We start from the raw sequence: 23,827 nt of genomic DNA on the forward strand, positions 1-23,827 counted from the left end.
CCGACGCTGCCGGCCCACGCCTGCCAGCCGACACAGACCGGCCGACACCGACCGGCCGACACCGACCAGCCGACACCGGCGACCGGCGACCGGCGACCGGCGTGCGAGGGGCTCCCGATCGCCGGCCCCGCTCCGCGCTTCAGCCCCGGTACGCCTCCAGCAGCCGCAGCCACACCTCGCTGATCGTCGGGTACGAGGGCACCGCGTGCCAGAGGCGGTCGATCGGGACCTCTCCCGCGACCGCGATGGTGGCGGAGTGGATGAGCTCGCCCACGCCGGGGCCGACGAAGGTGACACCGCGGAGGATCTCGCGGTCCAGGTCGACGACCATGCGGGCGCGGCCCCGGTAGCTGTCGGCGTACAGGCCCGCGCCCGCGACGGAGGAGAACTCGACGTCGACCGCGCGGACGCGGTGGCCGGCCTGTTCGGCCTCGGCGAGGGAGAGGCCGACGGCGGCGGCCTCGGGGTCGGTGAAGACGACCTGGGGGACGGCCGCGTGGTCGGCGGTGGCCGCGTGGGCACCCCACGGATCGCTCTCCAGGAGCGGGACACCGGCCGCGCGGGCGGCGATGGCGGCCCCGGCGATCCGGGCCTGGTACTTGCCCTGGTGGGTGAGGAGCGCGCGGTGGTTGACGTCGCCGACCGCGTACAGCCAGTCGCTGCCCGTCACCCGCAGACTGTCGTCGACGGGCAGCCAGGTGCCGGGTTCCAGGCCGACCGTGTCGAGGCCGATGTCATCGGTGCGCGGGGCGCGACCGGTGGCGAAGAGGATCTCGTCGGCCTCCAGACGGTCGCCGGTGTCGGTCAGGGCCACCACGGTCCCGTTCTCGCGGGACACCGCCTTCACCGACGTCCCCGTGCGGACGTCCGCGCCCGCCTCGATGAGCGCCTCCGCGACCAGTTCGCCGGCGAAGGGTTCCATGCGGGGCAGCAGGCCCTTGCCGCGGACGAGGACGGTGACCTCGGAGCCGAGGGAGCGCCAGGCGGTGGCCATCTCGACGGCCACGACACCGCCGCCGACGACGATCAGCCGACCGGGCACCTCCTGCGCGCTGGTGGCCTCCCGGCTGGTCCAGGGCCGGACCTCGGCGAGTCCCGGCAGGTCGGGCAGCAGGGCGCGGCTGCCGGTGGAGACGACCACCGCGCGCCGGGCGGTGAGGACGTGGCGGCCGCCGTCGGGCACGTCCACGACCACGCGGCGGGGCCCGGCCAGGCGGGCGTGTCCCCGGTAGAGCGTCGCTCCGACACTGTCCAGCCAGCCGACCTGGCCGTCGTCCTTCCAGTGGGCGGTCTCGTAGTCGCGGTGGGCGAGCACCTCGGCGGCGTCCAGCGGGCCGTCGACCAGGTGGCGCAGGCCGGGGACGCGGCGGGCGTCGGCGCGGGCGATCGCGGGGCGCAGCAGGGCCTTGCTGGGCATGCACGCCCAGTACGAGCATTCGCCGCCGACCAGTTCGCTCTCCACGATCGCGGTGGACAGTCCGGCGGCGCGGGTGCGGTCGGCGACGTTCTCCCCCACGGGTCCGGCACCGAGCACCACGACGTCGTACTCGATCGTCGTCGCTTCAGCCGCGCTCTCGGTGGTTCCGGTGTTTTCCGTATCCGTCATGGGGCCAGTCTGGTTGGTGGTGTGCGCCGTGGCCACACGGGTACGCGCGCGGAATACGCCACCGTGGGGTGGCGTTGTCGAGAGCGGCTCGCCCGAGCACCTAGAGAGACCAGGAAGAGGGATGCACGCCATGAGCAGCACCGTGGAGCTCACCAAGGAGAACTTCGACCAGACGGTCACCGACAACGAGTTCGTCCTGATCGACTTCTGGGCGTCCTGGTGCGGGCCGTGCCGGCAGTTCGCCCCGGTCTACGAGAAGGCGGCCGACGAGAATCCCGACCTGGTGTTCGGCAAGGTCGACACCGAGGCCCAGCCGGAGCTGGCGCAGGCCTTCGGTATCCAGTCGATCCCGACGCTGATGATCGTCCGTGACCAGGTCGCGGTGTTCGCGCAGCCGGGCGCTCTGCCGGAGGCGGCGCTGACCGATGTCATCGGGCAGGCCCGCAGGCTGGACATGGACGAGGTCCGCAAGGCCGTCGCCGAGCAGCAGGCGCAGGTCGAGCAGAACGGTCAGTAGCCGTCAGTGGCCGGCCCCGTCGCCCGGATCCGTCACCCGGGTGCGTTCAGCTCGACTCACGGTGGACGATCCTCGCGGCCAGTACGTCGTGCGTCGTGGGGATCGTGGCGGGGTCGCGCACCACGCGGTCGACCAGTTCGGCGAGGTCGCGTCCGGACGGCAGTTCCAGGTGGACGGTGCTGAGGCGCGGCCGCAGCAGCCGTCCGATCATCAGGTCGTCGGCGCCGACCACGGCCGTCTCGTCGGGGATGCCGATGCCCTCGTCCTGCAGGGCCCGCATCAGCAGCATCGCGTATTCGTCGTTGTAGGCGAACACCGCGTCCAGCCCGCGGGACCGCCAGTCACGGGCGAGCCGGGACGCGGCCGCCTCGTCGTACGCGAGCGGCAGCTCGGTGACCGTCGCCTGCGTGCCCTGCACGGCGCGTCGTACGCCGGCGAGGCGGGGCTGGGAGAAGACCCCGAAGCCGGGCTCCTCGGGCACGACGACCCCGATCCGGCGGCGGCCGCGCTCGACCAGGTGCCGTCCCGCACTGTGGCCGACGCCCGCGTGGTCCAGGATCAACGCGTGGGCGCCCTCGACGGGTTCGGGGGTGAGGGTGACGACGGCCTTGGCTCCGGAGCGCTTGAGGACGGCCACGCCCTGCGGACCGATCCCGACCCCGGGCACGATCACGGCGACCGGGCGCAGTTCGGCCCAGGCGCGGGCGGCGTCGTCGCCGCGCAGGCCGATGCCGCCGTGCTGCACCACGGTGTAGTCGAGGCGGCTCAGGGCCCACTGGATCTCGTTGATGAACTGGCTGTAGAGCGGGCCGATGGGCACGTTCGGGGTGGGCATGAGGACCAGACGGCTGTGGCCGGCGCGCAGGCTACGGGCCGCCGCGTGGGGGACGTAGCCGAGTTCCTTGGCCGCCTCGTGGACCCGGCGGCGGGTGGGTTCGCTGATCCGGACCGCGCTGGTGTTGTTCAGGACGTAGCTGACCGTCGCGCGTGAGACACCCGCGAGTCGAGCCACGTCGGAGCTGGTCGGCACGGATCGCTGCAGGGGCGAGGGCGGGGCGGGCTCTTTCGGTATCTGCACCATGAGGACGGCATCCTTGCAGAAGCGGTGAAGGTCGTTCCGGCCGGGGCGTGCCAGCCATGCGGGAGCTCGGGGTCGGGCCACCGATCTTTGTGGCAGGGCAGTTTGGCGAATGTGTTCGAAATCCGTGCAACCCGGCAGCCATTTCGCGCCAAGTCCACCTGGGCGGGTCGGGGGGCACCCCGCACGCACCTCCGACCTGTCGGCCCTCGCGCCCGACGGACGACGCCGTGCCTGGCCAAAGACGTACGGCCGGTGCGCGGCAGTGCAGTTGGGCGCCTCTTGCCCGTCCACTTCTCGGTCACCCGTGTGGGTGTCCTGTGACGATGATGCCCGAAAGCTATGGCGTGAACTATGTGTTGGCCATGAGCGCCACGCCGCTTCGGACCTCCACGGCCACCCGCCGATCGGCGGGCAACCTCCGCCGCACGACGGCGTCCGAGTGCCCCGCCGCGAGGCCCATCATCACGGTACGAACCGCCTGCGCGCGTCGCGGTGACACCGTGGACGCGATACCCGCACGAGGAGAGGCCCATGACTGGGCGTCGGCAGCGACGGCACGGCGGCTCGCCGTCTCCCCACGAATCGCCGCCCTCGCCGCTCAACGCGTGTTCCCCGTACCGCCGTGGCCGACTGGACGTTACCGTTCGGTAGAAAGTCCTGCTTCCGGAGGTGTTCCGTATGGGTGTGGACCGTGCGCCGGGTCTCGTGGAGTGTGCTCGGGCGCTGGCCGCCGGGGAGGTGACGTCACGGGCGCTGGTGGAGGCCGCGCTGGCGCGGATCGAGGCGAGTCAGGGGACCGTGAACGCGTTCCGGCGGGTGCGTGCCGAGGCGGCGCTCGTGGAGGCGGAGGCGGCGGACCAGGAGCTGGCGGAGGGCGGGCGGCGGCCGTTGCTCGGCGTCCCGGTTGCCGTGAAGGACGACATGGACGTGGCCGGGGAGCCGACCGCGTTCGGCTGCCAGGGCGAGTTCCCCTCGCTGCCGGAGGACGGCGAGGCCGTACGGCGGCTGCGGGCGGCCGGGGCGATCGTCGTCGGCAAGACCAACACCTGCGAGCTGGGACAGTGGCCGTTCACCGAGGGGCCGGCCTTCGGCGCCACCCGCAACCCCTGGCACCCGGACCACACCCCGGGCGGTTCCTCCGGCGGCTCGGCGGCGGCCGTGGCCGCCGGGCTGGTACCGGCCGCGCTGGGCTCGGACGGCGCCGGCTCGGTCCGGATCCCGGCTTCCTGGACCCATCTCGTCGGTATCAAGCCGCAGCGCGGCCGCATCTCGACCTGGCCGCACGCGGAGTCCTTCCAGGGCATCACCGTCAACGGCACCCTGGCCCGTACGGTCGCCGACGCCGCTCTCCTCCTCGACGCGGCGAGCGGCAACCACGAGGGCGACCTGCACCGGCCGACCGCGATCAACGCCTTCGAAGCGGTCGGGAGGGACCCGGGCCGGCTCAGGATCGCCCTGTCGCTGAAGCCGCCGTTCACCGCGCTGCCCGCCCGGCTCGACGCTCGCGTGGAGAAGCGGGTGCGGGCGGTGGCGGAGCGCCTCGCCGCGCTCGGGCACGTGGTGGAGGAGGCGGAGCCCCGGTACGGGCAGATCGGGCTGACGTTCGTCCCGCGCGCCACCGCCGGTATCGCCGAACGGGTCGGCGCCATCACCGAGCAGGGCCTCCTCGACCGGCGCACCCTCGACGCCGCCCGCCTCGGCCGCCTGCTCGGCGGAGCGCCCCTGCGGCTGGCCCGCCGCGCGGAGGTCGCGCTGCACCGCCGGATCGGCGCGCTCTTCTCGTCGTACGACGTGCTGCTGGCCCCGACGACCGCCGCTCCCCCGCCCCGCGTCGGAGCCATGCTGAACCTCGGCGGACTCGGCACCGACCGCGCGATGATCGCGGCCTGCCCGTACGCCTGGCCGTGGAACGTGCTGGGCTGGCCCGGGGTGAACGTGCCGGCGGGATTCGTGGACGGCGGGCTGCCGGTGGGCGCGCAGTTGCTCGGTCCCGCGGACAGCGAGCCCCTCCTGCTGTCGCTGGCCGCGCAGTTGGAGGCGGACCAGCGCTGGCACGAGCTGTGGCCCCCGGAGCACACCACCGCGAACGCGCCCGCCGTCTGAGCGGGTTCGGAGCCCGGGACATGCCCCGTAGGCTGTGACCATGGACGAAGCGTCGATGGTCGGGCTGATGGGACGGGTGACCGGTGCGGTCGGTCCCGGGCTCGTCGGCGAGGTGATCGTCCGGGTGCGGGGCGGCGCCGAGCATTTCCTCGCCTACCCCGCCTCCGCGAAGGACCGGATCGAACCGGGGACCCTGGTGATGGTGATCGAGTATCTGCCGCCGCGCACCGTGTATGTGTCGGCGGCGTACGACAGTTGACGGTCCGTGAGGTGCTCGGACCGCGCTCTGTCGGCTTTCGGGAACCGGTTGGCATCAGGACTGCAACAACGGTCTCCCGGTACCTGTACCCCCGCTGAAGCACGCGGGACACTCCCGACGTTCGGTGCCGAAAGGGCACCAGGCCGAGGGGGGTGTGCCGATGTTCATCGGCATCATCGCGGGGGCCACCGCAGCGGTGGCTCTGGTACTGATCGCTCTGTTCAAGCTCATGTGGCGTGTCGCCGAACCGAACGAGGCCCTGATCATCTCCGGCTCCAAGCACAAGATGGAGGGCCTGACGGAGGGCATGAACTTCCGTATCGTCACCGGGCGCGGCACGCTCGTGCTGCCCGGGATGCAGGCGGTGCGCAAGCTGTCGCTCGACCTCAACCAGACCGAGCTGGCCGTGGAGTGCGTGACCTTCCAGGGCATTCCGCTGAAGATCCGGGGCGTGGTCATCTTCAAGGTGGGCGACGACTTCGTGTCCATCGCCAACGCCGCCCGCCGTTTCCTCGGCCAGCAGAAACGGGTCTCGGAACGGGTGCACAACGTGTTCGCCGGTCATCTCCGTTCCATCGTGGGCGGGTTGACGGTCGAGGACATGATCCGTGACCGCGAGAAGCTGACCGGTCAGACCCGGGCCGCGTGCGGTACGGAGATGGAGAAACTGGGCCTGATCGTCGACTCGTTGCAGATCCACGAGATCGAGGACCCGACCGGCTACATCAAGAACCTGGCCATGCCGCACGCGGCGGCCGTCCAGCGGGACGCCCGTATCGCGCAGGCCGAGGCCAACCGGCTCGCCACCGAGGCCGAGCAGCAGGCCGCCGCGCGCATGGCGGAGGCCACCCGGGACAGCGAGATTCTCCAGGCCGGCTACCAGGCCGAGCGGGACAACGCCTCGGCGCGGGCCAAGCAGGCGGGTCCCCTCGCCGAGGCGGCCGCCATGCAGGAAGTCGTCGTCCAGGAGACCCGGGTCGCGGAGCTGGCGGCCGCCCGGCGCGAGCAGCAGCTCCAGGCGGACGTCCGCAAGCCGGCCGACGCCAAGGCCTACGAGAAGCGGACCCTCGCCGAGGCCGAGCGCGACGCCCGTATCTCCGCCGCGCAGGCGAAGGCCAAGGAGACCGAACTGGCGGCCGCCGCCGAGGCGACCGCGACGCAGGTCACCGGTGAGGCCGAGGCCGCCGCCCGGCAGGCCAAGGGGCTGGCGGTCGCCGAGGCCACGCGGGCGAAGGGGCTCGCCGAGGCCGAGGGCATCAAGGCGCGGAGCGCCGCGCTGGCGGAGAACCAGGAAGCGGTGATCGCGCAGCAACTGGCCGAGCGGTGGCCGGAGATCGTGCAGGCGGGGGCGTCCGCGTTCGGGAACGTCGACAACATGGTGCTGCTCAACGGGGCCGACGGGATGGCGGACATGTTCGCCAAGGCGCTCACGATGGGCGGGACCGGGTTGGGGCTGGCGCGGCAGTTGCTGGCCTCCATGAACCAGAACGGGGTGGCGGCCGGCGGCTCGGCCGGGGTCAACGGGGTGCCGGTGGAGAAGGTGCAGGTCGACAAGGATTCGTAGCGCCGTGGCTTCGACCGTAGTGGTCGACCGGGGGTGGTAGGGGGTTGATCGCACCCACGCGACGGAGTCGCAGATCGACGTGGACCCGTGGCCCTGACGGGGCGCGGGTCCACGCTACGGCTAGCGTGAGGCCGTGACTTCCTTTGCCGAGCAGGACGTACCGGGGCGCTACGGCCCCTCCGCCACCGTCGAGGCCGATCCCCGTGAGGTCGGGCGGGTGCGGACGGAGTACTCGCCCGCGTACGACGGGGACCCGGATCCCGGGGAGATCGTCTGGACGTGGGTGCCCTTCGAGGAGAACGACGGGCGGGGGAAGGACCGGCCCGTGCTGGTCGTGGCCCGGGAGCCCGGAGGGACCCTGCTCGCCGTGCAGTTGTCGAGCAAGCGGCACGACGGGGACCGGGAGTGGGTGCCGATCGGGAGTGGGCCGTGGGACCGGTCGGGGCGTGACTCGTGGGTGGACGTGGACCGGGTGCTGCGGCTGCACGAGGCGGGCATGCGGCGGGAGGCGTGCGCGCTGGACCGGATGCGGTTCAACTCCGTCGTGCGGCGGTTGCGGGAGCGGTACGGGTGGCGTTAGGCCGGTTGGCCCGTAGGCCGGGTGCGGGTCGTGCGTGGCTGGTCGCGCGGTGCCCCGCGCCCTTGACGGGACGCGACTGTTGCGAACTCTCGTTCGAAGGTGACCCGGGTTGACGTTCCCCTCGTGCGGTCCAGGACGGCGAACACGACATGCGCGAAAGCACCGTCGAAACGACCGCCGTCCATGAGCAGCGCGCGGAAGGCGGTGGCCACCTGCGTGGGGTCGTTGCCGAAGACGCCGCAGCCCCAAGCACCCAGGACCAGGCGGCGGTAGCCGTGCGCCGCCGCCGTCTCCAGGACGCGCTCGGCGCGCACCGCGAGCGCGCGCGGGAGTTCGGGGACACGCTCCGGCGCCGTACGGCGGACGACCGACGCGTTCGGGGCGGCCGAGGTCAGGAAGCCGGTCGTGTACGGCATGTCGAGGAGGGTTCCCCGGTCGTCCCGGAAGACGGGGACGGCGGGTGAGTGGATGACACGGTCCGTGTAGAGCGGATCGCGGTGGGTGCGGTGGTGGTCGTAGAAGGCACGGGCCTCGCGGACGCAGGTGTAGAGGGCGGAGGCCCGACAGAGGGCCTCCTCCTGGGCCTGGGCGCCGTTGAGATAGCCACCGCCGGGGTTGCGCGCGGAGGAGAAGTTGAGGACGGCCACGGCAGTGGTGCCGGTGCCCGTCAGGCGGTGGGCGGCCTCCAGGCTGCTCTCGCCCGTGACCTCGACGGTCGACGGCACGGGAACGACCGCCGGGACCGGCACCGGGGCCGGGCCGTACAGGCGGGTGGCGGACCGCGCCGCCTCGATCTCCGCCGCGAGGGAGACCTCGTGGCCGGCGGGGGCCCGGTAGCCGCCCGCCGCGACGATCTGCTCGGTCTCCTGTGCGATTCCACGGAGGCGGGCGCTCATCGCGTCACCCCCGTGTGTTCCGCGAGCGCCGCCCGCGCGTACTCCCCCGTCGTGCTCATGGGCGCATCCTGGGCGATGCTGGTGAGTGGCCGCAACGGAGTTTCCTCGTGTGAATGACCCGCTCGGGTACGGGAAGAGGTGTCAGGAGTCCCCGAAGACGGAGATCGCCGATCCGCATTGCCACGATGTGCCCCCTTGTGCGAAAGCGGCGCGAGGGTTTTGGGTGGGACGAGCGCTGCCGGTCCGGCCCCACCGGGCGGGGATCGGCGGTTTGGCTGACGAGATGGCATCTCAGGAGGATCCCGACATGTCAGATTCGACGAGTGGCTGTACGGAGCACCGCTCCCCGGTCACCGAGGCGGAGGTCGAGGCCCTGGTCCGGGGCATCTGCTTCAAGACCGGTCCACCCCGCACCCTCGGTGTCGAGCTGGAATGGCACGTCCACGAGCTGAGTGACCCACGGCTCCCGGCAACACCCGCACGACTCGAAGCGGCCTACGCCGCACTGCGGACCCTGACCCTGAACTCGCCCCTGACCGTCGAACCCGGCGGCCAGCTGGAGCTCAGCTCGGCACCGGCCGCCTCCCTGATGGGGTGCGTCGGGTCCGTCTCGGCCGACCTCACCGCCGTCCGCGCCACGCTGCGGGAGCTGGATCTCGGCATCAGCGGCTTCGGCCACGAACCCTGGAACCCCCCGACCCGCTACCTCCACGAACCCCGCTACGACGCGATGGAGGTCTATCTCGACCGCTTCGGACCCGAGGGCCGGGCCATGATGTGCTCCTCCGCGTCGGTACAGGTGTGTCTCGACGCCGGGTACGAGGAGCCGGGCCCCCTCGGTCACCAGCGGCGCTGGTGGCTGTCGCACCAGCTCGGCGCCGTCCTGGTGGCGGCCTTCGCGCACTCCCCGCTGGCACGCGGCCGGGTCACCGGCTGGCGCTCGACCCGGCAGGCACTGTGGGCCGCCATGGACCCCGGCCGCACCGACGCGCCGTCGCTGGACGGTGACCCGCGCGAGGCGTGGGCCCGGCTGGTGCTGGACGCGCCCGTGATGTGCGTGCGCGCCGACGAGGGGCCCTGGGAGGTGCCCGGAGCGATGACGTTCCGGGAGTGGACGCGGTCCGACACCCCGCCGACCCGAGCCGACCTCGACTACCACCTGACGACGCTGTTCCCGCCGGTGCGCCCGCGGGGTCATCTGGAGTTCCGGATGATCGACGCGCAGCCGGGCGAGGACGGGTGGATCGTGCCGCTCGCCGTGACGGCGGCGCTGTTCGAGGATCCGGCGGCCGCCGAGACCGCCTACCGGGCCGTCAAGCCCCTCGCCGAGCGGGCCGGTTCGCAACCGCCACCGCGCAATCCGCTGTGGGAGGCAGCCGCCCGGGACGGGCTGGCCGATCCCGAACTGCGGGAGGTGGCGGCCGTCTGCTTCGCCGCGGCGGCCGAGGCTCTGCCCGGACTCGGGGCGAGCTCCGAGGTGCTGGACGCGGTCGCGGCGTACACCGACCGCCATGTGGCCCGGGGCCGCTGCCCCGCCGACGATCTGCTCGACCTGTTCCACGGGAAGGACATCCCCGCATGACCGCACCCGAGACGCCGGCTCCCACCGCCGACGCCGACCCCGACATACTCCGGGAGCGCGCGCTGGCGGCACTGACCACGGCCCGGTCCCGCACTGCGCTCCTGACCACCGCCGTCGACGAGCGCGACCTCACCGCCCAGCACTCGCCGCTGATGTCGCCCCTGGTGTGGGACCTCGCCCACATCGGCAACCAGGAGGAGCTGTGGCTCCTGCGGAACGTCGCCGGACGGGAGGCGATGCGGCCCGAGATCGACGGGCTGTACGACGCCTTCGAGCACCCGCGCGCCGAGCGGCCCTCGCTGCCGCTGCTGCCGCCCGAGGAGGCCCGGCAGTATCTGCACGAGGTGCGCGGCCGGGCGCTGGATGTGCTGGAGAGCATCGACTTCCACGGCACCCGGCTCACCGACGCGGGCTTCGCGTTCGGCATGATCGCGCAGCACGAACAGCAGCACGACGAAACGATGCTGATCACCCATCAGCTCCGCAAGGGGCCCGCCGTACTGTCGGCGCCGGACCCCGAGCCGGCCCCGCTGCACACCGGTCCCTCCGAAATCCTGGTGCCCGGCGGGGAGTTCGTGATGGGCACCTCGACCGAGCCGTGGGCGCTGGACAACGAGCGGCCGGCGCACCGGCGGATCGTCCCGGCGTTCCACATCGACACCACACCGGTGACGAACGGCGCCTACCAGGCGTTCATCGAGGACGGCGGCTACGACGACGAGCGCTGGTGGACGGCCGAGGGCTGGGACCACATCCGCGCGCACGGCATCCACGCGCCGCTGTTCTGGCGGCGCGACGGCCGGCAGTGGCTGCGGCGGCGCTTCGGGGTCACCGAGGCCGTACCGGCCGACGAACCGGTGCTGCACGTGTGCTGGTACGAGGCCGACGCGTACGCCCGCTGGGCGGGGCGGCGGCTGCCGACGGAGGCAGAGTGGGAGAAGGCCGCCCGGCACGACCCGGTCACCGGCCGCTCCCGCCGTTACCCCTGGGGAGACGCCGATCCGGGGCCCGAGCACGCCAACCTGGGGCAGCGGCATCTGCGCCCGGCGCCGGCCGGCAGCTATCCGGCGGGCGAATCGCCTCTGGGGGTACGGCAGTTGATCGGTGACGTGTGGGAGTGGACGTCGAGCGACTTCCTGCCCTACCCGGGGTTCACGGCGTTCCCGTACAAGGAGTACTCGGAGGTGTTCTTCGGCCCTGAGTACAAGGTGCTGCGCGGTGGCGCGTTCGCCGTGGACCCGGTGGCGTGCCGGGGAACGTTCCGCAACTGGGACTACCCGATCCGGCGGCAGATCTTCAGCGGCTTCCGCACGGCGCGTGACGCCTCCCCGGAGGTCGTCTGATGTGTCGTCATCTCGCTTATCTGGGGCCGGAGGCGGCGCTGGGCAGGGTGCTGGTGGAGCCGCCGCACAGCCTGTTCCGGCAGTCGTGGGCACCCCGGCGGCAGCGGTACGGGACGGTCAACGCCGACGGTTTCGGGGTCGGTTGGTACGCGGAGGGCGACCCGGTGCCGGGACGGTACCGCCGGTCGGGGCCCATCTGGGGAGACCTGTCCTTCGCCGACCTCGCCCGGGTGGTCCGCTCCGGGGCCCTGCTGGCCGCCGTACGGGACGCCACCGTGCCCGGGGCGGACAACGAGGCCGCCGCGGCGCCGTACGCAGCCGGGCCCTGGCTGTTCAGCCACAACGGGGCGGTCGCCGGGTGGCCCCGGTCGCTCGGGCATCTGGCGGACGGGCTGCCCGCCGCGGAACTGCTGTCGATGGAGGCCCGCAACGACTCCGCGCTCGTGTGGGCACTGGTCCTGAACCGGCTGCGCGCGGGCGACGAGGAGGGCCAGGCGCTGGCCGACACGGTCCTCGACGTCGCCCGGGCGGCTCCCGGCTCGCGGCTCAACCTGCTGCTGACCAACGGGGAGGCGATCGCCGCGACCGCTTGGGGCGACACGCTCTGGTATCTCGCCGAGCCCGGCCGCAGCACGGTCGTTGCGTCCGAGCCCTACGACGACGATCCGCACTGGGTGGAGGTCCCGGACCGCACGCTGCTGGCGGCGAGCCGCACGGACGTCCTGCTCACTCCGCTCAAGGAGCTGGACGAACCCAGCAGCCCGCACGACGAGTCCGCCTCCGCCGCACCGAAGGAGCCTTCCGCGTGAGCCCGTTCCTTCTCACCCGCACCCTGCCCGAGGACGCCACCGACGCGGCCCTGCGCGCCGATGTCCTCCAGGGCCTGACCCGCACCCCGAAGACACTCCCGCCCAAGTGGTTCTACGACGCCCGCGGCAGCGAACTGTTCGAGCGCATCACCGAGTTGCCCGAGTACTACCCGACCCGTGCCGAGCGGGAGATTCTCGTCGGCCGGGCGGGCGAGATCGCCGCCGCGAGCGGGGCGCGCACCCTGGTGGAGCTGGGCTCCGGCTCCTCCGACAAGACCCGGCACCTGCTGGACGCGATGCCGGGCCTGCACACGTACGTGCCGGTCGACGTGAGCGAGAGTGCGCTGCGGCAGGCCGGTGAGGCGCTGGTCGCCGAGCGGCCGGGGCTGAACGTGCACGCCCTGATCGCCGACTTCACCGCCGGGCTCGAACTGCCCTCGACACCGGGGCCGCGCCTGGTGGCGTTCCTGGGCGGCACGATCGGCAATCTGGTGCCCGTGGAGCGCGCCGCGTTCCTGGCCGCCGTACGGGCCCTGCTGGCGCCGGGGGACACGCTGCTGCTGGGCACGGACCTGGTCAAGGACGAGGCGGTGCTGGTCGCCGCGTACGACGACGCGGCCGGGGTGACGGCCGAGTTCAACAAGAACGTGCTCAACGTGGTGGACCGGGAGCTGGGGGCCGACTTCGACCCCGACACGTTCGACCACGTCGCCCTCTGGAACGCGGAGTGTGAGTGGATCGAGATGCGGCTGCGGTCCCGTACGGCGCAGACGGTGAAGATTCCGGCGCTGGATCTCGCGGTCGATTTCGAGGCCGGGGAGGAGTTGCGGACGGAGGTCTCGGCGAAGTTCCGGAAGGAGGGTGTGCGGGCCGAACTGGATTCTGTCGGGCTGGAGTTGACGCGGTGGTGGACGGATGAGGAGGGTCGGTTCGCGCTGTCCTTGAGTCGAGCGGGGTAGCGGGCGGCCGGGGTGCGTCGTCGGGTGGGGGCGGGCGGGGTTTCTCGCGCGGTTCCCCGCGCCCCCTGAAAGATCCAGCCCCCGCGGTCCTGGAAAGCGATCGGCGACGGGCCTGAAAAGCACGGGGCGCAGCCGCGGCTTTTTCAGGGGTGCGGGGAACTGCGCGACCAGCCCTCACCCCACCCGCACCCCCAGCGCACCCCTCCCCACCCCGCCCCCCTCGCGAACCGGCGGAGCCTGAGGCACCGTGGAGGGATGTGGCGCATCGGCCACCGGTGGAGCACGCGACAAGGAGAACCCGCATGACCGACCACGTGTACCGGGTCACCGAGATCGTCGGCAGTTCGGGCGAGAGCGTCGACCACGCCATCCGCAACGGCGTCGCCCGCGCCGCCCAGACCCTGCGCAACCTCGACTGGTTCGAGGTGACGCAGGTCCGGGGGCACATCGAGGACGGGCAGATCGCGCACTACCAGGTCGGCCTCAAGGTCGGCTTCCGGCTGGACGACACCGACTGACGGGACGACGCCGACCGACGCACCGGGACGGCCGGGTCCGGCCCCGGCTCCCGGTCCGGGTCCGGCTCCCGGTCCGGGCCCTCAGGTCCGGCCCTCCCGCTCCTGCGCCACCTTCAGCGCGGCGGAGGCCGCGGCCCAGCGCGCCCGTACGACGGTGAAGCCCGCCCGCTCCGCGTCCTCGCAGACCAGTTCGTCGTCGTCGACGAGGACGCGGATCTCACGGGTCCGGGCGAGGTCGCGGAGGATCTCCAGCTTGGTGCGACGGGCGGGCCTGCGGTCGTTGTTGCGGCGCATCCAGATCCGCCCTTCCGGCAGCCCCTGCGCGGCCAGCCAGTCGATGGTGTCACGGCGGCAGCGTTCGGGCCGCCCGGTCAGATACACCACCTCGCACTCCTCCGCGCTCTCCAGCGCGAGCGCGACGCCCTCGGCCAGGGGCGGGTCCTGCGGGGCGGCGGCGAAGAACGCGTCCCAGTCGCGCGGGCTGCGCTCCAGGAACCGCTGCCGGTGCGAGGTGTCGGCGAGGGTGTTGTCCAGGTCGAAGACGGCGAGGGGCCGGTCGTTGTCGGTCACGGCACCAGCCTAGGCAGCCGCTGACTCGTGTCGTCCGTCGTCGCTTCACACAACAACCACGAACTCCGCCAGTAGCTTGAGGTTTCAAACGTTAGGGTCGTCATCTCTCCCCCCACCCAGCACAGGAGAATCGGCGTGCCTGACGGCGAAGTGATCGTGATCGGCGGCGGATACGGCGGCATCCGCCTCGCCAAACAGCTGGACGAGACAGCCCGTGTCACCCTCGTGGACCGCAAGGAGGTCTTCTTCCACCGCATCGCCGCGCTGCGCGCGGGCGTGCAGGAGGCATGGACGACCACCCCCTTCATCCCCTACGACCGACTGCTGCGCCACGGCCGTGTGGTCGTGGGCAAAGCGGTCGACATCGACACCGGCGAGCGACAGGTCCAACTCGGCACGGGTGAGCGGCTGCCGTACGACGTGGTGGTGATCGCGACCGGCGCGGACTATCCCGAGCCGGCTCGCTTCCTGGGCACGACCGCCGAGGAGGCGGGCAAGACGTTCGCCGCGCACCAGGAGAGCGTGGCCGCCGCCGAACATGTCCTGATCGTCGGCGGCGGGCCCGGCGGCGTTGAGCTCGCCGCCGAGATCCGGCTGGCCCGGCCGGACGCGCGGGTCACCCTGGCGCACGCGGGACCGGAACTGCTCAGCTCCACCGGCAGCAAGTGGGCGGGACGACGGGCCTTGACCTGGCTGGAGTCGCACGATGTCGCGGTGCGCCTCGACTCGTTCGTCTCCCAGGGACCCGACTTCGGCACCTACCGGGACGGCCGGGGCGGACTCATCGAGGCGGACCTGTCGTTCTGGGCCAACGGCACCACCCCGAACACGCTCTGGCTGCGGCTGGCCGGGCACGGGGCGTGGCTGAACGCGGACGGGCAGGTCAAGGTCGACCGGATGCTGCGCGTCGACGGGCGGCTCGACGTGTTCGCGGTCGGTGACGTGAACGACGTGAGCGAGCTGAAGGTCTCGCCCGTCGCGTTCGCCCAGGCGGACCTCGCCGCACACAACATCCGCGCCTACCTGGCGAGTTCGGGCAGGCACCGCAAGGAACCGCGACTGTACCGGCCTGTCCGGCGGACCCCGCTGATCATTCCCTTCGGTCCGGCCGACGGCGTCACCCTGCTGCCGGTGCCAGGGGGCGAGACGGCCGTACTGGGGGCTCGCACGTCGACGCTGGCGAAGGCGAAGACGTTGATGACGCCGTATATGCGGAGGCAGTTGGGGTACTGAGGGAATTGGGGCGGATTGGGGTCGTCGTCGGGTGCGGGTGCGTGGGGCTTCTCGCACAGTTCCCCGCGCCCCTGAAAAGCAGGGGCTGCGCCCCACGCTTTTCAGGCCCGCAAGGCCTGGCCCTTGTCTCACCCCCCGCCTCACTCGACCCGTGTCGCCCCCTGCTCCACCAGCTCGTTCGCGTGGGTGAGGAAGTCGTCGACCATCCGGTGGAAGAGGCCCGCGAGCTGCCGCAGTTCCTCCGGGGACCATTCGGACAGCGCCATCTGCATGCCGCGGACGCCGGCCTCGCGGATGCGGCCTATGGCCTCCTGGCCGGCCGCCGTCAGCTCGATGCGCTGGGCTCGGCGATCGTCCGGGTCCGGGACGCGGGTGACGTAGCCGGTCCTCTGGAGCTGCTGGACCTGCCGGGTGACGTGGGAGGCCTCGACGCCGAGCCGGTTGGCCAACTCCCCCGGGCGCAGCGGCTCGGAGTCGGCGATCTGCCGCAGCAGGGCCACGGCGGCACGGTCCAGCGGCACCCCGGCCAGGCTCATCAGGCGCTCGTGGGCGCGCGCCCGGGTGCTGAGGTAGGTGATGCGGGTGAGGGCTCGCTCGATCTCGATCACTTCCGCCGAGGCGGGGTCGGAGGGTGGCGGTGATGGGGACATGAGGACCATTTTACCATCTCATTGCCTGACTCAAGTAAATTCATCGCCCCGGGGAAGCCCCGCTCCCACGTCCGAACGGAGCCCCACGCCCCGGCGCGCTCGGCGGCACGTTCAGCGGCGCGATACGAGCATGCTGAGCGCGTTCGCCGCTACGACCGCGCCGATCGCCGCCCACTCGACCCCGCCCAGGTGCTGACCGAGCATGATCCAGCCCGCGAGCGCGGCCAGGACGGGGTTGACGCTCATGAAGAGCCCGAACACCTGGGCGGGTACGCGGCGCAGGGTGAAGACGTCCGCGAGGTACGGCACGGCCGAGGCGAGCACACCGGCCGCGATCGCGTAACCGACGGCCCCGACCGTGGGCGGGTTGCGGACGACCACGACGACGCCGACCGGGAGGAAGGCCAGGGCGGAGAGGGCCGCGGCGGCCGCGGAACCCTGCGCGCCGGGGACACGGCGGCCGACGGTGCGGTTGAGGAGGATGTACGACGCCCAGCAGATGGCGGCCAGGAGACCGAGGCCCATGCCGAGGTAGTCGGCGGAGGGCTGCGGTCGCATCAGGGTGACCACGCCGAGGCCGGCGATCAGCGCACAGCACGCGTCCACCCGGCGGCGCGAGCCGGCCAGGGCGATGGCGAGCGGGCCGAGGAACTCCAGGGTCACCGCGAATCCCAGGCCGATGCGGTCGATGGCCGTGTACAGCGACAGGTTCATCGTCCCGAAGACCAGGGCCAGCAGCACCACCGGCCACCACTGCCGTGCGGTGAAGGACCGCAGCCGGGGCCGGCCGACGGCCACCAGGACGATCGCGGCGACGTACTGCCGGATCGCGACGACCCCGGCGGGTCCGAGCACCGGGAAGGCCAGCGACCCGAGCGCGGCCCCGACCTGGTTGGAGACGCCGCAGCCGGCCATGGTGAGGACACCGGCCAGCCGCGAGCCACCCGAGTTGGGCAGAGTGCCGGGCGCGGGAGCCGGGGCGGGGGCGCCGGACACGGCGAGCGGGCCGGAGAGGGCGGGCGCGGAGCCGGCGGCGGAGGGTGCGGCGGTGTCCATGAGCCGATCGTGCGCCAGGACCTCCCTTGCGCAAAATGCATCCGCCCCGCGATCTATACGCTGGAGTCATGGATGGCGGGGATGACGTGGATGACGTGGTTGACCTCGGTGACGCGGCGGCCGCAGTCGGGAAGGTGGAGCTGCGGCAGCTGCGCTGCCTCGTGGCGATCGTCGACGAGGGCACCTTCACCGATGCCGCCATCGCGCTGGACGTCAGTCAGGCAGCAGTCTCCCGCACCCTTGCCTCGCTCGAACGAGCCCTGGGCGTACGGCTGTTGCGGCGGACCTCACGGGAGGTGACACCCACGCCGACCGGTCTGCGGGTGGTGTCGCACGCGCGGCGGGTCCTCGGCGAGGTCGACGACCTGGTACGGGAGGCGACCTCGGGGCAGGTACTGCTGCGGATCGGGTACGCATGGTCGGCGCTGGGCCGGCACACGCTGGCGTTCCAGCGTCGCTGGGGCGTCGCCCACCCAGGGACGGACCTGCAGTTCGTGCGGGCCAACTCCCCCACGGCCGGGCTGGCGGAGGGCTCCTGCGACCTCGCGGTCGTCCGGCGGGCGGTGGACGACCGCCGGTTCGAGTCCGCGATCGTGGGGCTGGAGCGGCGACTGTGCGCGATGGCGAGCGACGATCCGCTGGCCCGCCGCCGCTCGGTACGGCTCGCCGATCTGAGCGGACACACCCTGCTGGTCGACCGACGCACCGGCACGACCACCACCGACCTGTGGCCGCCCGGTTCCCGGCCCGCGACCGAACAGACGCACGACGTCGACGAATGGCTGACCACGATCGCGACGGGCCGTGCCGTCGGGGTGACCGCCGAGTCCACCGCGAACCAGTACCGGCGGCCCGGCGTCGTCTACCGGCCGGTGCGCGACGCCGAGCCGATCGCCGTGCGGCTGGCCTGGTGGCGGGACGACCCTCACCCCGCCACCCCGGCCGCCATCGAACTGCTCACCGCCCTCTACCGCACCGGCTGAGCCCCCGCCCCCGCCGCCCTCGGCGTCAGCCGCGGCACGGTGCCTCGCCGTCCCTCCGGATTCCGCCGCCACACCCGACCCCGGGACCAGGTCGGCGATCACATCGAGCCGTCGGCCCCGAAGGCGACGCCGTTGGAACCCCACAGCGGGTTGTGCGGGTTGAGCCGCCGCGCCTCCCCACGGGCGCTGGTGGTACGGAGTTCGCCGCTCGCGTCGTACCGGCTGTGCCGCGCGCCCGGTTCTCTCCCACTCCCACGCTGGTCATGTCTCCTCCCGCCGCGGTCACTCGGCGCCCACGAGCACGTCGTCGAAGCCGCCGTCCGCACGCCACCGCCGGAGCAGTTCGTGGAAGGCGACGGGCCCGTCGCCGTACGACTCGCTGCGCTCCCTCGGGCGGCCCTCGTTGTTGTAGTAGCCGGGGGTGCACTCCGCCTGGAACTTGTACAGGTCCGCGGCCTTCTCACGGATGGTGGCGACCCAGGCGTCCTGGGCCTCGGCGCTCGGCTCCACGTACCGGGCGCGGCGCCTGCGGGCCTCGGCGACGACCTCACCCACATGGATCGACTGCTGGTCGAGGATGTGGACGTAGTTGACGGCGCTGGCGTTCTGCATCGGGCCGAGCTGGAAGAGGTTGGGGAAACCATGGCTGTAGAAGCCGTGGAGGGTCCTCGGGCCGGCCGTCATCCAGGTCTCCAGCAGACCGACGCCGTCCCGGCCGTACGCGGGGAGGCGGCCGGAGAGCAGACCCGAGACACCGACCTCGAAGCCGGTGGCGAAAATGACGCAGTCCACCTCGTACTCGACCCCGCCGACCACCACGGCCTTCTCGGTGATCCGCTCGACGCCGTGCGTGTCGGCCGTGTCGACGAGCGTGACGTTGGGCCGGTTGAAGGTCTGGAGGTAGTGGTCGCTGAAGGTGGGCCGCTTGCACATGTAGCGGTACCAGGGCTTCAGCTTCTCGGCGGTCTCCGGGTCCTCGACGACGGTCGCCACGCGGTCGCGCAGCTCGTTCATCTTCTGGAAGTCGGCGACCTCGTAGGCCAATTCCCGCTCGTCCGGCGGGACGTCGTCGTACGCGTGGGTCGGGATCAGCTTCTCCTGGAGGCGGGCGCTGCTGGTCCAGGCGTCGTTCACCAGGTCCGTCCCGGCCCGGACGCCGGTGACGGTTCTCAGGAAGTTGTCCCTGCGCGCGGCCTGCCAGCCGGGGGTCAGTGTCCTCTCCCACTCCGGGTCGGTGGGCCTGTTGCCGCGGACGTCGACCGTCGAGGGGGTGCGCTGGAAGACGTAGAGGTGGGCCGCGTCGGCCCCCAGGTGCGGGACGATCTGAATGGCGGTGGCGCCGGTTCCGATGACGGCCACGCGCTTGTCGGCGAGGCCGGTGAGACCGCCGTTCGCGTCGCCGCCGGTGTAGTCGTAGTCCCAGCGGCTGGTGTGGAAGGTGTGGCCCTCGAAGGTCTCGATGCCGGGGATGCCGGGGAGTTTGGGCTGGCTGAGGGCGCCGCTGGAGACGACCACGTAACGGGCGCGCATCCGGTCGCCCCGGTCGGTCGAGACGATCCACTCCAACTCGGTCTCGTCCCAGCGTAGTTCGGTGGCGACCGTCTGGAAGGCGGCGTCCCGGTAGAGGTCGAAGTGGCGGCCGATCGCCCGGGAGTGCTGCCGGATCTCCTCGCCCGGGGCGTACTTCCACCGCGGGACGTAGCCCAGCTCTTCCAGCAGCGGCAGGTAGATGTACGACTCGATGTCGCAGTGGATGCCGGGGTAGCGGTTCCAGTACCAGGTGCCGCCGAAGTCGCTGCCCTTCTCGATCACCCGGATCGACTCGACTCCCGCCTGGCGCAGCCTGGCCCCGGCGAGCAGTCCGCCGAAGCCGCCGCCGACGACGACCGCCTCGACCCGGTCGTTCAGCGGCTCGCGGGTGAACTCCCCGTCGGCGTACGGGTCGTCGTCGTAGTGCCCGAACTCGCCGGTGATCCGCTGGTACTGCCGGCGGCCGTCCGGACGGATCCGGCGTTCACGCTCGGCGCGGTAGCGGGCGCGCAGGGCGGCGGGGTCGAAGCCGAGCTCCTCGGGGTCGAGGAACGGGGGGCCGGACGGAGTGTGGGGGGTGGACATCGGTGTCCTCTCTGCGGGCCGTGGACGTGTGTGGTGGTGCGGTCGCGCCGCACGCCGCCGCCGACGAGCGAGCACGTGCCGGTGATGTAACGCGCTTCGGAGTCGATACGGAAGGCCACGGCGTCCGCTGTCTCCGCCGGGGTGCCGGCGCGGCCCGCGCCGCTCGCCTCCAGCATGGACACCATGTGGGCGCCGCTCGGGCTCTCGGCCTCCACCTCCGCCATGGCGTTGGGGACGACCCCGGGGCTGACGCTGTTTGATCCGGGCGCCGCGCCGACTCCAGGCGAGGTCGACCTTCGGGATCGTGTCGGCGGACCCCTGGGCGGCGGCGTTCGGGCGTGGACAGCACCCTACCCCTCTCATTGCTTGACTCAAGTAAGTCGCATGTGCTTGCCTCGCTCAAGCAAAGCGACCGGAGCAGCCGGGTGATCGGCTCATCCCATGAAAGAGGGACGTTCCATGAGCAGTGACGGTCTCGACGGCCGCGGTGTCGTCGTCACGGGCGCCGGTTCCGGCATCGGGCGCGCGGCTGCCCTGAAGTTCGCCGCGGCCGGTGCGAAGGTGCTGGTCGCCGACATCGTCGAGAAGGCCGCCGAGGAGACCGTCGCGGCGATCACGGCGGTCGGCGGCACCGCCGTCGCGGTCGTCGGCGACCTCAGCGACCAGACGGTCGTGGACCGGGTCGTCGCACATGCCGTGGAGACCTTCGGCGGGCTGGACGTCCTGGTGAACAACGCCGGGATCATGGACCGGATGTCCGCCCTCGCCGATGTCGACGACAGCGAGTGGGAGCGGGTCATCCGGGTCAACCTGACCGCGCCGTTCCTGCTCACCCGGGCCGCGCTGCCGCACATGCTGAAGGCGGGGCGCGGCGCGATCGTCTTCACCGCGTCCGAGGCGGGCCTGCGCGGCAGCGCGGCCGGTGCCGCGTACACCGCGTCCAAGCACGGTGTCGTCGGCCTGGTGAAGAACCTGTCGGTGATGTACCGCAAGCAGGGCATCCGGGCCAACGCGATAGCCCCCGGTCCGACGATGACCAACATCCAGGTCGACGCCGACCAGCAGGCGCACGGTCCGGCGGTCGTCGGCGGGCTGATCGGCGCCACCATCGGCCGGCTCGGCACGGCGGAGGAACAGGCCGACGCCATCGTCTTTCTCGCCTCCGACGCGGCCGCCTTCGTCAACGGCGTGGTGCTGCCCGTCGACGACGCCTGGGCCGCCGTCTGACGGACGGGGCCCCGCCCCGAGGGCCCGCTCGGGCCCGACCTCCCGTCGACGTCGACGTCACCTTCCCCCCACATGGGCGGCGTGCCCTCGCGCGTCCATCCGGGCGGCGAGCCGGTCCCGGTGACGCTCGGCCACGAACCGGCCGGGGAGCTCGTCCAGGCCCCCCGGGCTCGTCGAACACCACGCGCGCTCGGCCAGGCCCATCACTCACCGGGTGCGCCGCCGAGAGGTCCACGGCCCCAAGTGACGTGGGCCTGCCGCCGGTTGCCGCCGGTCGGCAGGACCCGGTCGTCCCTTCGCGCCCCACGAGCCGCCAACTCGGTCCGGATTGAGGTCACATGAGCGCTTCGCACCTGGAGGATCCTCTGAATCTGAGGATGCGCTGAGTGTTCCGTGTGCCCCTTACGTAGACAAGGACGCGCATGACCCGTGCCGGATGTCCCGCCGGCTCCGGAGTTGTCCTTGAGAGGCCTGATGAGACGCAACACGCGAAAGAGATCGAACACCGCCCGCCGAGCGGTGGGTGCGGCAGCCGCTGTGGCCATCGGCGCCGGCGGACTGGTGGCGGTCAACATCTACGCCTCGGCAGGCGAGACCGGCGCTTCCAAGGGCTCCGCCCAGAACCAGGTGCTCGCGGCCGGAACGTCCACCATCGACTGCCCCGACGTGGGCCAGAAGCTGACGTCGGTGCCGGCCCAGGCGAAGGCTCAGGTCGACAGGGAACTGGCCCTGCTCGACAAGCAGATCTCCGAGGCGTACCAGCGCCTCTCCACCTCGCAGCGGGCCATTCAGCAGGACCCCAACTTCGCGCAGAACGCGATCGTGAATCCGCTGAAGGACAAGCGGAAGGCGACGATCGACCGGATCGCCATCGCCATCGGCCGGGTGGCGGCCAAGCCGCAGGGCCTCGACGCCCTGGCGGCGTGCACGCTGCGCCCCACCGGCAACCAGCCCGCCCCCGCCCCGAGCGGCGGCGCCAACCAGGGCGGCAACCAGGGCGGCAACAACCCCAATGCCGGTGTGGCCGGCAACGGTCCCGTCGCCGCCGACTTCGTGGACATCACCAAGGTGAGGCCCAACGTCCGCACGCCCGCCAGGTCGGCGGGGGCGTCGAAGGGCGTCTTCGTCACCCAGTGCGGCGTGAACGCCAACAAGCTGTACAACAGCGACAACGTCATCGTCGCGCCGGGTGTCACCAACGGTGCGCACCACATGCACGACTACATCGGCAACCAGGACAACGACGCCTTCTCCACCGACCAGGACTTCGCCAAGGCGGGGACCAGCTGCCGGAACAAGGGCGACAAGTCGTCGTACTACTGGCCGGTGCTGCGGCTCCAGGACGGCACCAAGGAGTTCGACGCCGCCCAGCAGGGCGGCGGTGCCGAGGGCAACACGGGCCGGATCCTGACGGCCAAGAAAGCCACCCTGAACTTCGTGGGCAGCCCCCGCGGCAAGGTGGTGGCGATGCCCAAGTTCCTGCGCATCATCACCGGTGACGCCAAGGCGTTCGTCAACGGGAACGCCAACGCCAACGCCTCCTGGAGCTGCACCGGCTTCGAGAACAAGGTGCAGCTGAAGGACAAGTACCCGCTCTGCCCCTCGGGCAGCGACGTGGTGCGCACCTTCAAGTTCCAGAGCTGCTGGGACGGCAAGAACATCGACAGCGCCAACCACCGCACGCACGTGGCCTTCGCCGACGCGAACGGCAACTGCCAGGCCGGGTTCAAGGCCATCCCGCAGCTCGTGCAGCGGCTGGTGTACGACGTGGACGCGCCCAGCGTGAAGGACAACGGCAAGACCCGTCCGTTCTACTCGCTGGACGGTTTCCCCGAGCAGCAGCACAAGCCGGTCACCGACCACGGCGACTTCATCAACGTCTTCGACCAGAGGCTGATGAACAAGGCGGTGCAGTGCATCAACACCGGACGTAAGTGCAGCTGAGTCCGGTCCGGCAGGAGTAGGTAGGGGCGTCGTCCTTCTGACGGCGCCCCTACTCGTTGTTGGGATACGCCGGCACGGCCGGCGCCCTGCGGTTGCCGGTGTCGCCGGTCGGCAGGTTGAGTTCCAGGAAGACGTTGCCGATGTGCTTGCTCAAGGACAACGGCCGCACGGCCTACGAGGTCCCTGAGCAGACAGCCGACCCCGCCCGCTCACCCACCGAGAGGGGCTGCTC

At 71.9% G+C, this 23,827-nt stretch carries 22 protein-coding genes; 14 read left to right on the forward strand and 8 right to left on the reverse strand.

The window, feature by feature from the left end; translation table 11 throughout:
- Window positions 1–139: 139 nt before the first annotated feature.
- The gene (locus GWK25_RS27315) at window positions 140–1,606 is read right to left on the reverse strand and encodes an NAD(P)/FAD-dependent oxidoreductase (protein ID WP_215453916.1); all 1,467 of its coding nucleotides are present in this window, start codon (window positions 1,604–1,606) and stop codon (window positions 140–142) included.
- 130 nt (window positions 1,607–1,736) lie between these two features.
- On the opposite strand from GWK25_RS27315, the gene trxA reads away from it, so the two are divergent.
- Window positions 1,737–2,123: a thioredoxin gene (gene trxA / locus GWK25_RS27320; RefSeq protein ID WP_184902431.1), complete on the forward strand. Its 387-nt coding sequence runs from the start codon at window positions 1,737–1,739 to the stop codon at window positions 2,121–2,123.
- Window positions 2,124–2,169: 46 nt separating this feature from the next.
- On the opposite strand, the gene GWK25_RS27325 is transcribed toward trxA, so the two are convergent.
- The gene (locus tag GWK25_RS27325) at window positions 2,170–3,204 is read right to left on the reverse strand and encodes a LacI family DNA-binding transcriptional regulator (RefSeq protein ID WP_215453917.1); all 1,035 of its coding nucleotides are present in this window, start codon (window positions 3,202–3,204) and stop codon (window positions 2,170–2,172) included.
- Window positions 3,205–3,882: 678 nt separating this feature from the next.
- Here GWK25_RS27325 and GWK25_RS27330 point away from each other — a divergent pair.
- The 4 genes from GWK25_RS27330 to GWK25_RS27345 all read left to right on the forward strand — a co-directional run bounded on the left by GWK25_RS27330 (window position 3,883) and on the right by GWK25_RS27345 (window position 7,710).
- Entirely contained in the window at window positions 3,883–5,307 is a 1,425-nt protein-coding gene (locus GWK25_RS27330) for an amidase (protein ID WP_215453918.1), read from the forward strand.
- 34 nt (window positions 5,308–5,341) lie between these two features.
- Window positions 5,342–5,566, forward strand: coding sequence for a hypothetical protein (locus GWK25_RS27335; protein WP_055513823.1), 225 nt, complete (start codon window positions 5,342–5,344; stop codon window positions 5,564–5,566).
- Window positions 5,567–5,726: 160 nt separating this feature from the next.
- A complete protein-coding gene (locus GWK25_RS27340; protein WP_215453921.1) occupies window positions 5,727–7,130 on the forward strand; it encodes a flotillin family protein in 1,404 nt (467 codons plus the stop codon).
- A gap of 133 nt (window positions 7,131–7,263) precedes the next feature.
- Window positions 7,264–7,710, forward strand: coding sequence for a type II toxin-antitoxin system PemK/MazF family toxin (locus tag GWK25_RS27345; RefSeq protein ID WP_215453923.1), 447 nt, complete (start codon window positions 7,264–7,266; stop codon window positions 7,708–7,710).
- On the opposite strand, the gene GWK25_RS27350 is transcribed toward GWK25_RS27345, so the two are convergent.
- A complete protein-coding gene (locus GWK25_RS27350; RefSeq protein ID WP_215453925.1) occupies window positions 7,707–8,606 on the reverse strand; it encodes a TIGR02452 family protein in 900 nt (299 codons plus the stop codon). The two genes, GWK25_RS27345 and GWK25_RS27350, sit on opposite strands and share 4 nt — an antisense overlap.
- 307 nt (window positions 8,607–8,913) lie before the next feature.
- Between GWK25_RS27350 and egtA the strand changes: the two genes are divergently transcribed.
- The 5 genes from egtA to GWK25_RS27375 all read left to right on the forward strand — a co-directional run bounded on the left by egtA (window position 8,914) and on the right by GWK25_RS27375 (window position 13,817).
- Window positions 8,914–10,188: an ergothioneine biosynthesis glutamate--cysteine ligase EgtA gene (gene egtA, locus GWK25_RS27355; RefSeq protein WP_215453927.1), complete on the forward strand. Its 1,275-nt coding sequence runs from the start codon at window positions 8,914–8,916 to the stop codon at window positions 10,186–10,188.
- Window positions 10,185–11,531: an ergothioneine biosynthesis protein EgtB gene (egtB, locus tag GWK25_RS27360; protein ID WP_215453928.1), complete on the forward strand. Its 1,347-nt coding sequence runs from the start codon at window positions 10,185–10,187 to the stop codon at window positions 11,529–11,531. The genes egtA and egtB overlap by 4 nt, the downstream gene beginning before the upstream one ends.
- Window positions 11,531–12,340 carry an ergothioneine biosynthesis protein EgtC gene (gene egtC / locus GWK25_RS27365; protein WP_215453929.1) on the forward strand — a complete coding sequence of 270 codons (810 nt, stop codon included), beginning with the start codon at window positions 11,531–11,533 and terminating at the stop codon, window positions 12,338–12,340. Before egtB ends, egtC begins: the two co-directional genes overlap by 1 nt.
- Window positions 12,337–13,299, forward strand: coding sequence for an L-histidine N(alpha)-methyltransferase (gene egtD / locus GWK25_RS27370; protein ID WP_215453930.1), 963 nt, complete (start codon window positions 12,337–12,339; stop codon window positions 13,297–13,299). Before egtC ends, egtD begins: the two co-directional genes overlap by 4 nt.
- A gap of 302 nt (window positions 13,300–13,601) precedes the next feature.
- Entirely contained in the window at window positions 13,602–13,817 is a 216-nt protein-coding gene (locus GWK25_RS27375; protein ID WP_184902405.1) for a dodecin, read from the forward strand.
- An 81-nt stretch (window positions 13,818–13,898) separates the two neighbouring features.
- Here the strand turns inward: GWK25_RS27375 and GWK25_RS27380 are convergent, their stop codons facing one another.
- Window positions 13,899–14,387, reverse strand: a complete 489-nt coding sequence (locus tag GWK25_RS27380) for an HAD family acid phosphatase (protein ID WP_215453931.1) — start codon at window positions 14,385–14,387, stop codon at window positions 13,899–13,901.
- A 135-nt stretch (window positions 14,388–14,522) separates the two neighbouring features.
- Between GWK25_RS27380 and GWK25_RS27385 the strand changes: the two genes are divergently transcribed.
- Entirely contained in the window at window positions 14,523–15,620 is a 1,098-nt protein-coding gene (locus GWK25_RS27385) for an FAD-dependent oxidoreductase (protein WP_215453932.1), read from the forward strand.
- A 140-nt stretch (window positions 15,621–15,760) separates the two neighbouring features.
- Here the strand turns inward: GWK25_RS27385 and GWK25_RS27390 are convergent, their stop codons facing one another.
- Together GWK25_RS27390 and GWK25_RS27395 are read right to left on the reverse strand one after the other, a co-directional pair.
- A complete protein-coding gene (locus GWK25_RS27390) occupies window positions 15,761–16,270 on the reverse strand; it encodes a MarR family winged helix-turn-helix transcriptional regulator (RefSeq protein WP_215453933.1) in 510 nt (169 codons plus the stop codon).
- 111 nt (window positions 16,271–16,381) lie between these two features.
- Window positions 16,382–17,326, reverse strand: coding sequence for an EamA family transporter (locus tag GWK25_RS27395; RefSeq protein ID WP_215453934.1), 945 nt, complete (start codon window positions 17,324–17,326; stop codon window positions 16,382–16,384).
- A gap of 68 nt (window positions 17,327–17,394) precedes the next feature.
- Between GWK25_RS27395 and GWK25_RS27400 the strand changes: the two genes are divergently transcribed.
- Window positions 17,395–18,309, forward strand: a complete 915-nt coding sequence (locus tag GWK25_RS27400) for a LysR family transcriptional regulator (RefSeq protein WP_251829061.1) — start codon at window positions 17,395–17,397, stop codon at window positions 18,307–18,309.
- 282 nt (window positions 18,310–18,591) lie between these two features.
- Here the strand turns inward: GWK25_RS27400 and GWK25_RS27405 are convergent, their stop codons facing one another.
- Both GWK25_RS27405 and GWK25_RS44595 read right to left on the reverse strand, forming a co-directional pair.
- The gene (locus GWK25_RS27405; protein WP_308404497.1) at window positions 18,592–20,316 is read right to left on the reverse strand and encodes an NAD(P)/FAD-dependent oxidoreductase; all 1,725 of its coding nucleotides are present in this window, start codon (window positions 20,314–20,316) and stop codon (window positions 18,592–18,594) included.
- Window positions 20,214–20,648 carry a hypothetical protein gene (locus GWK25_RS44595; protein ID WP_308404337.1) on the reverse strand — a complete coding sequence of 145 codons (435 nt, stop codon included), beginning with the start codon at window positions 20,646–20,648 and terminating at the stop codon, window positions 20,214–20,216. The genes GWK25_RS27405 and GWK25_RS44595 overlap by 103 nt, the downstream gene beginning before the upstream one ends.
- A gap of 235 nt (window positions 20,649–20,883) precedes the next feature.
- Here GWK25_RS44595 and GWK25_RS27415 point away from each other — a divergent pair, with 235 nt between their 5' ends.
- Together GWK25_RS27415 and GWK25_RS27420 are read left to right on the forward strand one after the other, a co-directional pair.
- Complete coding sequence (locus GWK25_RS27415; RefSeq protein WP_215453938.1) at window positions 20,884–21,651, forward strand: SDR family NAD(P)-dependent oxidoreductase; 768 nt, start codon at window positions 20,884–20,886, stop codon at window positions 21,649–21,651.
- Between the two features lie 474 nt (window positions 21,652–22,125).
- Complete coding sequence (locus tag GWK25_RS27420; RefSeq protein ID WP_215453939.1) at window positions 22,126–23,595, forward strand: DUF1996 domain-containing protein; 1,470 nt, start codon at window positions 22,126–22,128, stop codon at window positions 23,593–23,595.
- Window positions 23,596–23,827: the final 232 nt, after the last annotated feature.

The sequence above is a fragment of the Streptomyces sp. ATCC 21386 genome (genome assembly GCF_018728545.1).
Classification (GTDB): domain Bacteria; phylum Actinomycetota; class Actinomycetes; order Streptomycetales; family Streptomycetaceae; genus Streptomyces.

Bases quoted from the DNA above. Each gene is read 5' to 3' on its own strand.
- egtA (WP_215453927.1), top strand. From the start codon at position 8,914: ATGTCAGATTCGACGAGTGGCTGTACGGAGCACCGCTCCCCGGTCACC.
- GWK25_RS27415 (WP_215453938.1), top strand. From the start codon at position 20,884: ATGAGCAGTGACGGTCTCGACGGCCGCGGTGTCGTCGTCACGGGCGCC.
- GWK25_RS27340 (WP_215453921.1), top strand. From the start codon at position 5,727: ATGTTCATCGGCATCATCGCGGGGGCCACCGCAGCGGTGGCTCTGGTA.
- GWK25_RS27375 (WP_184902405.1), top strand. From the start codon at position 13,602: ATGACCGACCACGTGTACCGGGTCACCGAGATCGTCGGCAGTTCGGGC.
- GWK25_RS27400 (WP_251829061.1), top strand. From the start codon at position 17,395: ATGGATGGCGGGGATGACGTGGATGACGTGGTTGACCTCGGTGACGCG.
- GWK25_RS27395 (WP_215453934.1), bottom strand. From the start codon at position 17,326: ATGGACACCGCCGCACCCTCCGCCGCCGGCTCCGCGCCCGCCCTCTCC.
- egtB (WP_215453928.1), top strand. From the start codon at position 10,185: ATGACCGCACCCGAGACGCCGGCTCCCACCGCCGACGCCGACCCCGAC.
- egtC (WP_215453929.1), top strand. From the start codon at position 11,531: ATGTGTCGTCATCTCGCTTATCTGGGGCCGGAGGCGGCGCTGGGCAGG.
- GWK25_RS27350 (WP_215453925.1), bottom strand. From the start codon at position 8,606: ATGAGCGCCCGCCTCCGTGGAATCGCACAGGAGACCGAGCAGATCGTC.
- GWK25_RS27330 (WP_215453918.1), top strand. From the start codon at position 3,883: ATGGGTGTGGACCGTGCGCCGGGTCTCGTGGAGTGTGCTCGGGCGCTG.
- GWK25_RS27325 (WP_215453917.1), bottom strand. From the start codon at position 3,204: ATGGTGCAGATACCGAAAGAGCCCGCCCCGCCCTCGCCCCTGCAGCGA.
- GWK25_RS27315 (WP_215453916.1), bottom strand. From the start codon at position 1,606: ATGACGGATACGGAAAACACCGGAACCACCGAGAGCGCGGCTGAAGCG.
- GWK25_RS44595 (WP_308404337.1), bottom strand. From the start codon at position 20,648: ATGGCGGAGGTGGAGGCCGAGAGCCCGAGCGGCGCCCACATGGTGTCC.
- GWK25_RS27420 (WP_215453939.1), top strand. From the start codon at position 22,126: ATGAGACGCAACACGCGAAAGAGATCGAACACCGCCCGCCGAGCGGTG.
- trxA (WP_184902431.1), top strand. From the start codon at position 1,737: ATGAGCAGCACCGTGGAGCTCACCAAGGAGAACTTCGACCAGACGGTC.
- GWK25_RS27390 (WP_215453933.1), bottom strand. From the start codon at position 16,270: ATGTCCCCATCACCGCCACCCTCCGACCCCGCCTCGGCGGAAGTGATC.